The sequence below is a fragment of the Microbulbifer pacificus genome (assembly GCF_002959965.1).
In the GTDB taxonomy this organism is placed as follows: domain Bacteria; phylum Pseudomonadota; class Gammaproteobacteria; order Pseudomonadales; family Cellvibrionaceae; genus Microbulbifer; species Microbulbifer pacificus_A.
The window spans coordinates 64,710-79,385 of sequence record NZ_PREV01000026.1 but is presented as its reverse complement, the minus strand read 5'-3'; the positions used below and the strand labels follow the sequence as shown (position 1 = coordinate 79,385).

Genomic DNA, 14,676 nt, shown 5'->3' with positions numbered 1-14,676 from the left:
TGTCAGGGGGTATAGCCCGCGGGCGCCGACAGGGCCCGCAGGTTGTCCAGTACCTTTTCCGCGCGGGCGATGTTGCCGAGCAACTCCATATTATCCGGGGCCAGCGCACTGGCTTCGCGCCAGACGTTGAGGGCGCGTTCGATTTCCCCTTGACTGTACAGGTCGTTGCCCCGTTTGAGCGCGGTCTTCACGCGTATGTTCAGCTGTTGTTGATACTGTGTTTGCAGGGCCACCAGCCGGGGGTGCTGTGGCGCACGCTGCAGCAATTGATCCAGTTGTTGCCTGGCACTGAGCAGGTCCCCGGCGTCGAGGGCCTGTTGTACATTCTCCACCGGTATCGGGTGATTTTTTTGCGGCTTCGCTCTGGCTGGGCGTGGTGCCGGCGGGCGGAGTTGACGCGTGGCGAAGGCGAGATCCCGTTCGAGGTTTTCGCGCAGGCCGGTTTCCGTGCGCAGGTCATCGCCGTACAACCCCTGTGCGATGGTCAGCGCCTGACGAGCCAGTACCCAGTCTTCGCGGTTTTCCCGCAGCAAGGCTTTCTGCGCAAACTGTTGCAGATTTTGAGCGGTTGCGCGGCGCTGCCGATGGTAATTTTTCAGCTCCAGCCAGGTGAGTGCGCCGGGGCCCACGAGCTGCTGCAGGCGTTGATAGGACTCCGCGTCTTTCAACAGCTGTTCGCCCCGATGGATTTCCAGCTCCATACGAACACGCTCTTCCTGTAGCTGGCGTTGTATGGCCAATTGTCGGGTTGCGCTGGTGATCACCAGGCTGGCCGGAAGTAGTTTGGCCGCCCCCTGCAACACCTGGTCAGCCCCGTGCCAGTTACCTTCTTTTTGCTGTTGCTCGGCGCTACGGAGGACATCGCGCTCGAACTGCTGCAGGCTGCGTTGCAGTTGCTGCATATGTTGTCTCTGGGCCGGCGTTACGCCATCCAGCTTCTGGAGCTGCTCCAGTTCGGCAGATTGCAGGCGGACCTGCTGCAGCGTGTCTGCTGAAAATCCTTCCAGCGACGGTGATGCCGGTGTCAGGCTGCAGGCCGGTAGTAGCGGCAGCAGAATCAGGCTCGCCGCAAGCCACAGGCGCGTCCGTCTGGGCTCACGCATGATCGGTCGCACGCTGACGTTGCCCATCGCTATTTGCCGTCAGCAGATGGTGCAGGTTGGCCTCGAGCTGCGGGCGCCCATCGCCGTGAATATCCTGCACAGCGTAGATCTGCACCGGCGTGGATTTGCCGCGGATCGGCAGGGTCTGCCCGGCCTGCGCAACAATGCGCGGCTGCAGCAGAGTGAACAGCTGTCGGCGAATGACGACCTGGTCTGGTTCGGCTTCGCAGCACAACCGGGATGCCAGGTTGACCGCATCGCCCACCACGGTGTATTCCATCCGTTCGTCAGAACCCAGATTGCCTGCGAGCATGGCACCGCTGTTGACGCCAATGCGGAAGCGCACTTCCGGGCGGCCGTCGCTGCGGCGCTGTTCGTTCAGCTGTGCCGCCAGTTGCTGGATCAGCACCGCACAGCTGACCGCGTTGAACGCGTGGTCGGTATCGTCTTCCACGACACCGAACACCAACATGGCACAGTCGCCGATAAACTTGTCGACAACGCCGCCGTACAGAGAGCAGGCACGGGAAATGTACGAGAAGTACTCGTTGAGCAATTCGGAAACCTGGCGAGGCTGCAATTTCTCCGACATTGCGGTGAAGCCGACAATGTCGGCGAACAGTACCGTGGCCTCGATCGGACGGTCCACCAGCCGAACCTCGTCCAGGTTGGCGAGTACCTTGTCGGCGACGTTTTTTGACACGTAACGGGAAAATACCTGCTCCACCTGGGACTTTTTCAGCAGGCCGGCGGCCATATTGTTGAAGCCCTCGAACAGGAATCCGATCTCATCGTTGCGCTGTTGCTCAATACGAGTCGCGAGGTCACCGCGGCCTATGGCCTGTGTGGCTTTCATCAGGTGATGGATGGGAAGTGACAGGCGCCGGCTCAGCCAGTAGGACAACAGAGAGGCGAGGACGGTCATCGTCAGAATGGCGTAGAGAATCGCCTTGCGCGCACCGCTCGCGGCCTGATCCATCGGCAGCGCCGACAGGGTGATCACCACGGTACCGACCCGGACGCCCTGGTAAACCGCCGGTGCGATAAAGCTGATCAGGGGTTCCGTGGTGCCGTTTGCAGCCTGCCGCAGCCAGGAGCGGGATGTGATGTTCTCCGCCGCAACCGTGATGCCGGACAGATCGGGCTGGAGCCCGGCGGCCGACAGCAACTCGCCGTTGTGCGCGTAAATACCGGCGCCGAGGACTTTGCCGTCCAGTCCCAGATTGGTGGTCAGCATGCGCAGGTTCAGCTGGTTTTCGGACAGGATCGGCTCACTGGCCAGTTTCGCCAGCTGCTGCGCCATGGTGCTGCCGAAGTCGTGCAGCTGAGTGCGCATCAGCTGGTTCTGATTGTTGCTGATGAACAGGCCAAGGCTGCTCATCCCCAGCACCAGGAGCAGGGTCATGACCAACGCCAGCTTGAAGGCAATGGGAATTCGTCGCGGGAGCATCCGGATCAGGCGCATCTGCAGACCGTATACGATGTGCCGCAAGGTGGCTTTGGTCCTGATGATCAACGGGCGGCACTCTTCATCAGTCATCGGTCATCGGTCGTTATTCGGGTGAGTGGGTAGAACGCTGAGGGGGGAGACTATACCAGCTCTTTGGCCGCTTTATATTGGCGGATCGCGCCCAGCGGACAGGTGCAATGTTGAGCAAGATGTTGGTTCGACGAAACCGCCCCCCGGACGAAACAGGTGAAAAGCCCGCCCCAGACTGGTAGCATCCCGCCGCACAGAAATGGTGGAGAGATTATCGTTTCCACCAGTACTCGCAGTAACAAAGCCCATTGATCTGATTTTCCGGGCGGCGCGTCAGTACCAACGATAGCCGAGCTTAGCGAGTGCTCAAGGTGAACTGCGCCAAGCCACAGACGATGACTCTTTATCTTAGCTTTGATAATGAATATCATTTGCGGAAATCAGATGTCAGGAGTGACCATGCAAACCTTCAACATTTTTCGGAAACACCGTGTCCTGGGACTCGCTATTGGCCTGTGCGCCTGGATGGCCGCCGGTCAGGTATCCGCCAACGGGGCCATCGGTGACCATGTCAATGATCTCAAAGGCCATATGGGAACCTACTCCGAAGAGGTGAACTGGCTGGTTGGCAAGTTTGGCGAAGTAGTGGATACCTACGAAAAGAACGGCCTGAAGGGCACCGATACCAAGGTCATGGTGGACTATTGGGAAGGCGTGGATTTCCACTCGGCGATTGAGACCAATTACGTCCCGGTTTACGCCAGCATCTGGCAGGGCATTTTCGGTGTGAAACAAGCCATCGAGGCCGGTGCGCCGGTTGCCAAGGTGCGGGAAGAGCAGGTCAAGCTCAACCAGGCGCTGTGGCAGGGCCTGGGTGCGGTGAAACTGGCATCCCAATTCCAGGAAAAGGGACTCCTCGCCAAGATCCAGACGACCGAAGCCGAACCCACCACCATGCCTGAGACCCTGGACGACATCAAACACCGTCTGGATCGTGTCGTGGCCAAATACGCGGAAAAACTTCCGGAAGCGGCGACCACCATCGTGCACGACACCTATCTGCACCGTTTTGAGGGTGTTGAAGGTGCGCTGATCGAACAGGATGCGGCTCTGGTGGAAGATCTGGAAAAAGACTTCAATGTGACCTTGCCCAAGGCGCTGGACGGGAAAACCAGCGTAGATGATGTGCGCAAGGTCGTAGAGGCGATGCAGGCGAAGCTCGACAAGGCCAAGAGCCTGCTGCTGGAAGCAGAAAAAAAACGTAAAGACGTCTTTTAAGTCTGCGCCGGTATCCCAGGGGTGCCGGCTCCCCGCCCTCAAGTTTCAGTAAGGAATAACCGTGCAGCGCAGAGCTTTTTTGCATAGCCTGGCGGCGGTCGGCGCGCTGGGTTGTCTGCCTGCAGCCCGTGCTCTGGCTGCAGGCCCTGTGGCGAACACCTCAGTAAATGCCGTTTCCGTTGATCAATTGCCCAAGCTGGAGGGGGATCTCACCCTGTATCTCGGCCGCGGAGAGGGTGGTTTATACGAAAATGTTCTCGAGGCCATCAAGAAACGCAATCCCAAGCTGAACCTCCAGATCCGCCGCGGTGTTACCGCGGCACTCGCGAATACGATCGTGGCCGAGGCGAAGGCCGGCGTGCGCCGCGCCGACGTTTTCTGGGCGGTGGATTCCGGAGCCATCGGTCTGGTGGCAGATGCCGGCCTCGCGCGCGCGCTGCCCGCTGAGCTGACGGCACAACTGAAACCCGGGTTTCAATATCCCCAGTGGGCCCCCGTCACCGGCCGTATCCGTACACTGCCCTATAACACCGGCCGTCTGAGCGCGGATCAGATTCCCGACAGCATCATGGCGCTGGCGGACAGTGATCTGACCATCGGCTGGGCGCCGGCCTATGCCGCATTTCAGTCCTTCGTTACCGCCATGCGCCTGCTGCAAGGCGACAAAGCGACGGGGGACTGGCTGCGAGCCATAAACAAGCGCGCCAAGAACTACGCCGGTGAGCTGGGGGTGGTTATGGGCGTTGAGCGGGGTGAAGTGGATATCGGCCTCGCCAACCACTATTACACCCTGCGTCTCAAAAGCGGCAAGCCCGATGCCAAGGTAGACCTCGCATTTACCAAAAATGACGCGGGCTGCCTGGTGAATGCCGGAGGGATTCTGGCCCTTAGCGACGGGAATCTGCCAGTCAATTTCATCCGCTACCTGTTGTCCCGGGAAGTACAGTCCTACCTGGCGTCAGAGGCCTTCGAGATTCCGCTGGTTACCGGTGTGAAGCCGCCGGAGGGGCTGGTTCCCCTGAGCAGTATTTCCCCACCCAAGGTGGATCTGACACAACTTGCGGATCTCCGCCCGACGCTCAACCTTATGCGCAGCGTCGGGGTTCTATGACCCTGAGGTCTCCGTTGCAATGGCCGGCATCCTACCCGCTGGCTCTGGTCATCGCGCTGATGGCACTGGTGCCGGTGGGGGTGTTGTTCGGGCTCGCCTCGGACGAGGTGCAGCTGTTTGATGCCCATAACCTCAAGGTTCTCACCAACACCCTGTTGCTGATGGTGTTCACCGTACTCGGGGCCATCCTGATTGGCGTGCCTCTCGCGCTCCTGACCGCCTATGTACAGATGCCGGGCCGCAGGCTGTGGCTCATCCTGCTCGCCGCGCCGCTCGCCATTCCCAGTTATATTGGCGCATTTACCCTGTACGCGGCGTTTGGACGCGGCGGTGAGATCGAGAACCTGAGCGGGTTGCCGATGCCGGCGATGGATGGACTCGCGGGCGCCTCGATCGTGATGATTCTCTATTCCTACCCGTTCGTGATGCTCACCACACGCGCCTCACTGCTCAGCCTGGATGCGAGCCTGGTTAATGCCGCGCGCACCCTGGGGATGAGCCTGACGGCGAGCCTGTGGCGGGTGGTGCTGCCGCGGGTGGCAACCGGTGTCGCCGCCGGTGGTCTGCTGGTGGCACTGTATACCCTGTCGGATTTCGGTACTCCGGCCATCATGCGCCTGGATACCTTTACCCGGGTCATCTTCGTCGAGTACAACGCCTTTGGCCTCAGCCAGGCGGCGATGCTGTCGCTGCAACTGCTGGTTATTGTCGGCCTGGTGCTGTTTCTGGAGTCCCGGGTGCGCGGCAGTCGCGAGAGGCCCGGGCGCCATCTCACCTTGTGGCCGGGGCGCTGGCAGCGCCTCGCCATTGCCCTGTCGGTAGTGCCTGTGCTGGTGTTGGCCATTGTGCTGCCGCTGGCGGTGTTCGGCGTCTGGCTGTTCCGCGAGGGCACGGAAGGATTTGAACTCAGCTATGCGTGGAACTCCGCGCACGCCTCTTTTCTGGCGGCTGTATTTGCGGTCGTGCTGGCGGTGCCGGTGGCCCATGCGGCGATCGCCGGTCGCGCCGGGCGCCTGATGGAGCGCATGACCTATTTTGGCTTTGGTGTACCCGGCATCGTTATGGGTACTGCGCTCGTGTATATCGGCCTGCGGTTGCCGTTCCTTTATCAGACACTGGCATTGCTGGTGCTGGCCTATGTACTGCGATTCCTGCCGCTGGCGGTGGGTTCGGTGCGCTCCACTGCGGAGGGGCTTGATCCGAGCCTGGTAAAGGCCGCGCGCGTACTGGGTGCCAGTCCGCGGGAGGCATTCCAGCGAGTCACTCTGCCACTCACTGTACGTGGGATGGTGGCCGGTGCCGCTCTGGTGTTTCTCGAGGCTATGCGCGAGCTGCCAGCGACGCTGATGCTCGGTCCCACCGGTTTCGAAACCCTGGCCACCTACTTGTGGCGGGTGTATGAAGCGGGGTATTTTGGTCGCGCCGCTATTCCCGGCCTGCTGCTGGTATTGATGTCGGCACTGGGACTCGCGCTGATGTTGTCCGGCGAGCGCCGGGCGGAATTTGATGTTACAGAGACCCCCCATTCCTGATGCTGAAGGTGAGCAATCTGTCGGTGCACTACGGTGCAACCGCCGTGGTGAACAATCTGAATCTGGCCCTGGCAGAGGACGAAGTCCTGATGCTTGTAGGGCCCACTGGCTGTGGAAAAACCACCATTCTCCAGGCGCTGGCGGGGCTGATTCCCATCTCGGATGGGGAGATCGAATTGGGCAGCTGGCGCGCGAACGCGAAAAAGTCGGTGCCACCGGAAAAGCGCAATGTGGGCATGGTATTTCAGGATTTCGCGCTGTTTCCCCATCTCACCGTGGAGCAGAATGTCTGTTTCCGTCTCACCAATACTGCACTGGCAGATCACTGGTTGAATCTCCTGGGGCTCGACCGGTTGCGCGATGCCAAACCGGCGCGTTTGTCCGGCGGGCAGAAGCAGCGGGTGGCACTGGCGCGAACTCTTGCGCACGAGCCGGCCTTCGTTCTTCTGGATGAGCCCCTGTCCAACCTGGATGCGGCACTTAAGGACAATCTGCGCTGGGAAATCCGCGAGGCGCTGAAAGCAGCGGGCGTGCCTGCCATCTGGGTGACCCACGATCAGGAAGAGGCACTTTCAGTCGGTGATCGTGTTGGCATTCTGAACGGCGGGGTACTCGAGCAACTGGATACCCCCGAGGTCTGCTTCGCCGAGCCTGCCAGCCGCTTTGTCGCGGGTTTTCTCGGTGAGGCGAGCTTCCTTCCTGGCGAGCTGCGCCAGCACCAGGTAAGCACGGTGCTCGGTCCGGCACCGGGGATTCCCATTGATGCGGCCGAGGGTGAAGTGGACCTGCTGCTGCGTCCGGATGACCTTTCTCTCGTGCCATCCTCCATCGGCAATGGCGTCATTGACTGGGTGCGCTATGAGGGCTGCTCCCGTCTGTACGCGGTTACTGTTCAGGGTGGCGCCCAGTTGAGGGTAAGAACCAGCCACGAGGTCCACGGGAAGCCTGGCGACCGCGTACAGATGGCCATTACTACCACACACCCGCTGGCGGCGTTTGCCCGTCGTCGCTGACGTCAATTGATTGCTCAGCCGGTGCTCGCTGTCGGCGCGTGCGCACCGGCTGTGTACAACCTTCGCCCCGATGCTGTGCACTCTTCTCCTCACCGATACTTCTTCTGTATCTGGCATCAAATTCAGTAGCCAATAAGGGCTACACGAAAAAGCTTTCCACAGCGCAGGGTGAACGATTTCGGCACTTCAGTTACATCGTAAATTTGTCAAGATTGATTTGAAGTTAATTGCAACCTTATGATTTTTAAGGAAAAAATGTTTTTGGTTAAATTTTCTTCATATTGTTGTCACAACCAAGTAATGGGGGCTGGCGGCATTTTCCCGTTGGTTGCTCACAGACATATCCACAGATTCTGTGGATTGTGAATAAAAAAAGCCGGCGGATGCCGGCTTTCGTGCTACTGAGAGGTCGCGCCTCTGGAGGTCTGGGCTCATACCCTCCGCGGGTGGCAGCTATCCGATAGCGGATGCCGCTTTCACGGAGATCGGGCGGCCTCAGCGGAACGTGAGTTCTACCCGACGGTTCTGTGCCCGACCGGCGTCGGTGTCGTTGGAGGCGACCGGTCTGGTTTCTCCGTAGCCGCGCGCAGTGATACGGGAGGCGTTGATACCGTTCTGAATCAGGTAGCGGCGTACGGATTCCGCCCGTTGACCAGAAAGGCGCAGGTTGTAGCCGTCGTTACCTTTGCTGTCGGTATGCCCAGACACTTCTACCTGGGTATTGGGCTGATTGCGCAGGGACTGCACCACCTTGTTCAGAGAGGTCTCGGCTCTAGGGGTCAGTTTGGCCGAGTTGAACTCGAACTGGATGTTCTCCAGGGTGATGGTCTGGTCTTTGATGACGCACCCGTACTCGTCCACCTTGGCGCCGGGCAGCGTATCCGGGCAACGGTCGTTCTGGTCCAGCACGCCGTCGCCGTCGCTGTCGATATTGACGACTTGCGGCTCGGGTCCAGGTGGCGGCGCGACCACAACCGGAGCGGGCGCGGGTGGCTGGCTCAGGGGAATACTGATGCCGAAGCCAAACTGCCAGTCATCGAAATCCTCCGCGAAAAAATCGCGCATGTAGCGCACTTCGGCCCGCGCTTTCAGCCCGCTGCTGCTGATGGCACCAGTGGTAATCCCGACGCCAACGTTGATAAACGCGTTGGTTTCCTGCTGGCCGTAGTCAAATTTGGTGTTGTTGTTGGAAACACCCCAGCCACCCAGCAGGAACGGTGCGTAACCGTTGCGACCGCTGAAGCTGTAAACAACGTCCATTCCAAGACCGGTCAGGTCGTCTTCGCTGCTGGGAATAAGCTCGCCGGTGTACACATAGGGCGAGGGCACTACCGGGGCTGGCTTGAACCTGTTGGTGTCCGCGTCCAGTTGCGTGCCAAACAGTTGCACCTCGGTAAACCAGTTGCCGCTGGTCTGCCAACCGTAGAGTGCGCGCAGACCCGCGGCCTGGCGGTCAGTGTTGCGTTCCGTGTCGACGCGGGTAAGAAACGGCATAACGTCGACATAGCGGTCTTCCTGTGCCACTACCTGGGTACTGGTGACCATGGAAGCGGCCAATACGACGCCCAATGTCATTTTGATCGGCGTAGGTTGCAAAGGCATAAATAACATCCTTGATTTATGGTTTATTTGTTCCGCGCGCTGGTCTTTCAGTCAGAGCTTGAAGCGGGAGTTGGAAATCGGTTTTCGGTGTGAATGTCTTCCGTGGGTACCGTCGCGCAATTTTCATGACCGGATGGGGAAATCCGTTGTTTTCCTCGTTACTTATTAGTTGATCCCGACGACTTTTCCAGTGTGCCGGCGGCGAAAAAACAAATTAATGGCGCGGAAGTTCTTGTATTGAGGACACTGTCGTCTGAACGGCAGTCGAGCGGCGGGAATTTCTACAAATACCTGCCTCAGTATTGATGGCGAAAGCTGATCAACGCGGCAGTAATGGCTACGTTCAGGCTTTCCACGCCATTCTGCATTGGAATGCGCAGGCGGTGGGTGCAGGCATTCTCCACTGCCGGGCTTACCCCATGCGTCTCATTGCCGAGCACGAAAATGGTTGGCTTTCGGTCGTCGATGGTGCGAAGCGTGTCATTGGCGTGGGAGGAGAGCGCGCAGACACGCGCGCCCTGTTCTGAAAATTTTCTCAGCACCGGCGCCAGTTGATCGCATCGCAGGATGCGGGTTTTAAACAGGGTGCCGACACTGGCTTTGATCACCAGCGGATCAATCTGCGCACAGCCCTTGCGTGGCAGGATCAGGCCGTCGATGCCACCTGCGCAGGCGGAGCGGATGATCATACCCAGATTCTGCGGGTTGGTGATGCCGTCCAGGGCCAACAGTTCAAAATGGTGCTGGCGGTTTTCCTTCAGGAACGTATCCGCATCGCCGTAATGGGGCAGTGCCAGATCCAGCGCAACGCCCTGGTCCTGCTTCGCATTTTTGGAAATACGTGACAGCGCCTTCCTGTCGCAGTATGCGATGTCAATCTGCCGCTCCGCGGCCAGCTGTTCGATACGGCTGATCAGCTGGTCTCTGCGGTTGCTGTCCGCCAGGTGCAGCTTGTGGACCGGCAGAGCGTCATCTTCCAGCGCCTCAAGTACGGGTTTGCGCCCGTAGATGGTGAGCAGGCTGTCAAAAAATGCGCGTTTTTTCAGGTAGTCGGGGGAGTCGGTCACGGTGCTGTGTCGTTCAGGTGGGCTGAAAATAGGGCGGCCATCTGGCGGCGCGCAGTGTCGCTCAGTCCCGCGCGTTTTGCCAGTGGCAGTGCGGCGTTGCCGAGGGTGCGGTAGGTTTCCGCCAGTGTCGTACTTTCCGGTTCGCGCCGAGCCAGGTTTTCCAGCGCCTTGAGCTGGCGCGACACCGTCTCGATATCACCGCGTACCAGGGGGCCGGTAAGGGCGCGCTCCGGCCCCAGGGTGAAATTGTTGCTGGCGGTCTGAAGCACGATCGGCGCCAGCATTTTCTGGGCGGTGTCGCCGTCGATACCAGCGGCCGCAAGTGTCTGCAAGCTGAGATCGAGAAGTACCGTCAGGTAATTGCATGCCATCACCGAGCCGGTGTGATAAAGCAGCTTCTGCTCCGGGCTCAGAACAATACAGTGGCAATCCAGTGCGCGAAACGCGCTCTCCAGGTGCGTGACGCCACTCGCTTCGCCTTCGAGGGCCACGGTAGCGCCCGCAAGCTCGGTAAGCGACCGCTCGGGGTCGGCGAAACTGTGGACCGGATGGGCGCTGGCGAGAACCGCCGGGGTGCAGGCAGTGAGTGCGCCAGCGGGCAGGGCGCCACTGCAGTGGAACACCAGTGTCTGTCGGTCCGCCGGCAGATGCGGCGCGAGTTGCTTCGCGGTGGTGGCAATCTGGTCATCCGGGACCGCGATCAGCCACAGATCCGCGGGCGGCATGGCGTTGAGCCCGGCCACTGCGGTACCGGCGCCGATAAATGCCCGTGCGTCCTCGCTGCTTTCAACGCTTCGATTACAGATACCGCCGATGGCAAATATCCCGCGCCGATGCCACAGGCAGGCCAGGGTGCGTCCCAGGTGACCGGCGCCAATGATGTTCAGTGCGGGGAGTCTCGACATTGGGGGCTACTTGCCTGCCAGGCAGTTGACGTAGGCCGCCACTGCGTTGGCCATCCCCATGCTGATGGCGTCCACCGTCAGCGCGTGGCCGATGGACACCTCCTGCAGGCCGGGCAGCGTGCGGTAGCGGGGGAGGTTGATCAGATTGAGATCGTGCCCGGCGTTCACGCCCAGCCCCAGGTGCAACGCGTGTTCGGCGGCGGCGCAATGGGCGGCAAAAATGCTTTCCAGCTGCGGGCTCTGATTGCTTACCGCTTCGGCATAGGGGCCGGTGTAGAGTTCGATGCGGTCCGCACCGACGTCGCTGGCAAGGCCGATCTGGGTTTTGTCCGGATCCATAAACAGGCTGACGCGAACACCCGCGTCGCGCAGCTGGCGAATGATCGGCTCCAGGCGCGTGCCGTCCTTGTTCAGGTCAAAACCGTGGTCCGAGGTGAGCTGGTCGTTGCTGTCGGGAACCAGAGTACACTGCTGCGGGCGGGTTTCCAGCACCAGTGGTAGCAGGCCCGGGTAGCTTCCCATGGCGCCGGCGAAGGGGTTGCCCTCCACGTTGAATTCAACATTGCGGCTGGCGCACAGTGTGGCGAGGTCGCGCACATCCTGAGGGCGGATGTGTCGCTGGTCCGGGCGGGGGTGCACGGTAATGCCGTGAGCGCCGGCATCCAGGCAGGTGCGGCCGTGGGCGACGACATCCGGGTAGTTGCCTTCGCGGGAATTGCGGATCAGGGCGATCTTGTTGAGATTGACGCTGAGAGCAATCACTGGCTGCTGTCTCCGATGGGGGCGGTTGCCGAGCTGGAATCACTGGCGCTGTCGGCGCGTCTGGCTTTCAGTATACGCACTGGAGTATTGGGCGCGTCGGGGAAGCTCGCGTACTGGCCGCGGGGCTCGGCGGCGATCTGCTGCACCACGCTCATGCCCAGCAGTACCTTGCCGAAGACGGTGTAGCCGGCCTTGTCGGTGCTGCCGTCGAGGCGGCTGTTATCCACCAGGTTGATGAAGAACTGGGCGGTGGCACTGTCGGGATCGCTGGTGCGTGCCATGGCGATGGTGCCGCGTGCGTTGGAAACGCCATTGGCGGATTCGTTCACGACGGGGTCCCGGGTGGTTTTTTCCTGGAAGTCGAAGGTGTAACCGCCCCCCTGGGCCATAAAGCCGGGGATGACGCGGTGGAAGATCGTGCCGTTGTAAAAACCGCTGTCCACATAGGCGAGAAAATTTTCTACGGTTTTCGGCGCCTTGTCCGCATATAGCACCAGCTCCACGTTACCCAGGTCAGTCTCCAGTACCACCCGCGGGTTTTCGCTGAGAGCGGAGGCCAAGCTTGGCAGGCAGAGCACCAGTGCGGCGGCAAGTGATTTGAACAGCGACAGGCGTTTCATATCGGTAATCCCTGTTTGAATATTTTTTTGGACGCATTCCTGTATCGGCAGTCCTTGACCGCCAAAACAGAAAGGCCCGGTCGTTGACCGGGCCTTGTGAGCCGGTTCGGGAATTCTAACCGCTGCTCATAGTGACGGAAACACAGGCCGTAAAGTTGAAATCAGTTGGCCCATTCGGAGCGCCGTTTGCGCGGGCGGAAGTGCGGAGCGATCATCGCCAGGAAAGCGCCCAGGAACACAGAAAGGGCCCCATACATGTACCACTTGCGGGTTTCGCTGCTGGCAAGGCGCTGGATTTCCGCCTTGTCCATGGTCTGCTGCTGCTTTAGTAACTCGTGTTGGTTGAGCAATTTTTGATGGCGCTGGTTGAGTGCCACTGCATCCGACGACAGGGACTTCAATTCTTTCAGTTCGCGAGCCAGCGTATCGGCGCGCTCCAGTGCGGTCTGCAGCTCGGCCGTCAATTTGCCGTTCGCCTCTTCAAGGCGACGCACTTCGCCACCGAGATCCCCCTGCATACTTTCCACGTGGTTCAGGCGCGCTTCCGCCTGGGCCAGTTTGATTTTCGCCACCGGCTCGCTTTCCAGATACTGGCGGCGTACCCAGCCCTCTTCTCCGCCGGGTGTGCGCACTTTGGCCCAGCCGGTGTCTGGAGAATCTTCCAGCAGGGTCAGTTTGGTACCGCTTGGCAGTCCGCGGTGAAGGATGCGGAATTCATTGCCCTGGCCGGAGCGCATAGGCACGTGCAGCTCGTCGGTGATGTAGCGGTCGGAGCTGATGGCCTGGGTGTGACTGGCGCCCAGCGCAATCAGGGTGGCGGCGAAGATGTTGCGGAGTTTGTTCATGGTCAGAGGTAAATCGGGTCGAATAATTGTTGTCGTGGCGGTAAAGCAATGGGCAGGTGACGGCAAGACGGCGTCGCCCGCGGTTCAGGGCAAAACCAGTTTGTAGGGCTTGACCGTCACCGCGGCGTACACGCCGGCGGCCATGTACGGGTCGGCGTCCGCCCAGGCTTTGGCCTCGTCCAGGGACGGGAATTCAGCGACGACCAGGCTGCCGGTAAAACCCGCTTCACCGGGATCCTCGCTGTCGATGGCCGGATGTGGGCCGGCGATCAGCAGGCGACCTTGATCCTTCAGATCATTGAGACGCGCGATATGTTGCGGGCGCACTGACTGGCGCAGCGGGAGGCTGTTTTCAACGTCCTGGCTGATGATGGCATACCACATAGGCAGATTCTGTTTCCTGTGTACGGTTTTTATGTATTTGATTTCTTTAGTCGCAATTATTGCTGGACCAGAATTTCTTCCAGCGTCAGTCCGGTCAGTTTGCCAATTCGGCGAAACAGAAACACCAACACCAGCATCAGGATGGCGGTGGCGGGCAGCGCAATAATCGGGAAGCTGAGCGCGGTCATCTTGCCCAGTTCTTCATTGAACGCCTCGGTCCCGGGGGGGCTTTTCAGCAGTACTTCCGCGAGAATGTAATTCAGTGCCGAAGACAGGAAAAAGGAACCGGCGATCATCCACGAGGCCTGCTGCAGCGTACGGTCGAAGGCGGTCTCGGTACCGCGGGAGACGAGACTGCGGGCAATTTTGGCGGTATCGAGAATGCGGTCGTTGTAGACGAGGGTGCGCACCAGTGGCCAGCGGGTGTACAGGCTGACGATGGTGGCGATGCCCAGCAGGCCCGGAATGGCGGCCTCCTTGATGGCGATGTATTTGGCCTCAAGCTCCAGCAGGCTCATGCTGCCCGTGAGCAGGATACTGATGATGCCGAGAGCGGAGAAAAAGTTCACTTTTCCGGAGCGCTGCAGATCGCGCAGGCCGTAGAGCAGTGGAAACGCCAGTGCGACCACAATGGCCCATTTGGTGCCGAGCCAGTTATCCCCGGAAAGTTTGGTCAGAATGACGGTGGGAATGACGATATTCAGCAGAATATTGGCAAGCAGACTCTCTTTCTGTGGCTTGGTCTGCGAGTTCCCCGTGGTCTCGGCATTCCGGTCGGCAACCACTGAGGTCTGCTGCGACGGGCTGGTATGGCTGTGCTTGGTATCAGTCATCGTTTGTTCCGGTGATAATGCCCGCTGGCTGACGATACAGCTGTCAGTGGCGATAGTGGTTCCCCGCTCGCGGGGGCTTATCCCTGAAACCGGTGAGCCGGTCCGGCGCGTCAGGCTGCCGAGATCGCAATTACGACCGTG

General features: G+C 60.1%; 14 protein-coding genes. 4 read left to right on the top strand and 10 right to left on the bottom strand.

Annotated features, from left to right (window positions below; translation table 11 throughout):
• Window positions 1-2 precede the first annotated feature (2 nt).
• Both C3938_RS00955 and C3938_RS00950 read right to left on the bottom strand, forming a co-directional pair.
• Window positions 3-1,130 (bottom strand): hypothetical protein, encoded by a 1,128-nt coding sequence (locus tag C3938_RS00955; RefSeq protein ID WP_105101412.1) that lies wholly within the window; start codon window positions 1,128-1,130, stop codon window positions 3-5.
• A complete protein-coding gene (locus tag C3938_RS00950) occupies window positions 1,096-2,643 on the bottom strand; it encodes an adenylate/guanylate cyclase domain-containing protein (protein ID WP_105101411.1) in 1,548 nt (515 codons plus the stop codon). Before C3938_RS00950 ends, C3938_RS00955 begins: the two co-directional genes overlap by 35 nt.
• 399 nt (window positions 2,644-3,042) lie before the next feature.
• On the opposite strand from C3938_RS00950, the gene C3938_RS00945 reads away from it, so the two are divergent.
• The 4 genes from C3938_RS00945 (at window position 3,043) to C3938_RS00930 (ending at window position 7,517) form a co-directional block, all read left to right on the top strand.
• Window positions 3,043-3,861 carry a hypothetical protein gene (locus C3938_RS00945; protein WP_105101410.1) on the top strand — a complete coding sequence of 273 codons (819 nt, stop codon included), beginning with the start codon at window positions 3,043-3,045 and terminating at the stop codon, window positions 3,859-3,861.
• Between the two features lie 61 nt (window positions 3,862-3,922).
• The gene (locus tag C3938_RS00940; RefSeq protein ID WP_105101409.1) at window positions 3,923-4,972 is read left to right on the top strand and encodes a substrate-binding domain-containing protein; all 1,050 of its coding nucleotides are present in this window, start codon (window positions 3,923-3,925) and stop codon (window positions 4,970-4,972) included.
• Window positions 4,969-6,504, top strand: a complete 1,536-nt coding sequence (locus tag C3938_RS00935) for an ABC transporter permease (protein ID WP_199775460.1) — start codon at window positions 4,969-4,971, stop codon at window positions 6,502-6,504. Before C3938_RS00940 ends, C3938_RS00935 begins: the two co-directional genes overlap by 4 nt.
• Window positions 6,504-7,517, top strand: coding sequence for an ABC transporter ATP-binding protein (locus C3938_RS00930; protein ID WP_105101408.1), 1,014 nt, complete (start codon window positions 6,504-6,506; stop codon window positions 7,515-7,517). The genes C3938_RS00935 and C3938_RS00930 overlap by 1 nt, the downstream gene beginning before the upstream one ends.
• A gap of 495 nt (window positions 7,518-8,012) precedes the next feature.
• On the opposite strand, the gene C3938_RS00925 is transcribed toward C3938_RS00930, so the two are convergent.
• The 8 genes from C3938_RS00925 to C3938_RS00890 all read right to left on the bottom strand — a co-directional run bounded on the left by C3938_RS00925 (window position 8,013) and on the right by C3938_RS00890 (window position 14,535).
• The gene (locus C3938_RS00925) at window positions 8,013-9,119 is read right to left on the bottom strand and encodes an OmpA family protein (protein ID WP_158681511.1); all 1,107 of its coding nucleotides are present in this window, start codon (window positions 9,117-9,119) and stop codon (window positions 8,013-8,015) included.
• Window positions 9,120-9,415: 296 nt separating this feature from the next.
• Complete coding sequence (locus C3938_RS00920; protein WP_105101406.1) at window positions 9,416-10,186, bottom strand: TrmH family RNA methyltransferase; 771 nt, start codon at window positions 10,184-10,186, stop codon at window positions 9,416-9,418.
• A complete protein-coding gene (locus tag C3938_RS00915; RefSeq protein WP_105101405.1) occupies window positions 10,183-11,091 on the bottom strand; it encodes a Rossmann-like and DUF2520 domain-containing protein in 909 nt (302 codons plus the stop codon). Before C3938_RS00915 ends, C3938_RS00920 begins: the two co-directional genes overlap by 4 nt.
• Window positions 11,092-11,097: 6 nt before the next feature.
• Complete coding sequence (locus C3938_RS00910) at window positions 11,098-11,853, bottom strand: pyridoxine 5'-phosphate synthase (RefSeq protein WP_105101404.1); 756 nt, start codon at window positions 11,851-11,853, stop codon at window positions 11,098-11,100.
• Entirely contained in the window at window positions 11,850-12,473 is a 624-nt protein-coding gene (locus C3938_RS00905) for a peptidylprolyl isomerase (protein WP_105101403.1), read from the bottom strand. The genes C3938_RS00910 and C3938_RS00905 overlap by 4 nt, the downstream gene beginning before the upstream one ends.
• 161 nt (window positions 12,474-12,634) lie before the next feature.
• Entirely contained in the window at window positions 12,635-13,318 is a 684-nt protein-coding gene (locus tag C3938_RS00900) for a TIGR04211 family SH3 domain-containing protein (RefSeq protein WP_105101402.1), read from the bottom strand.
• An 84-nt stretch (window positions 13,319-13,402) separates the two neighbouring features.
• On the bottom strand, window positions 13,403-13,702 hold the full coding sequence (locus C3938_RS00895) for a YciI family protein (protein ID WP_105101401.1): 300 nt from the start codon (window positions 13,700-13,702) through the stop codon (window positions 13,403-13,405).
• 56 nt (window positions 13,703-13,758) lie between these two features.
• Window positions 13,759-14,535 carry a VC0807 family protein gene (locus tag C3938_RS00890; protein WP_233998571.1) on the bottom strand — a complete coding sequence of 259 codons (777 nt, stop codon included), beginning with the start codon at window positions 14,533-14,535 and terminating at the stop codon, window positions 13,759-13,761.
• Window positions 14,536-14,676: the final 141 nt, after the last annotated feature.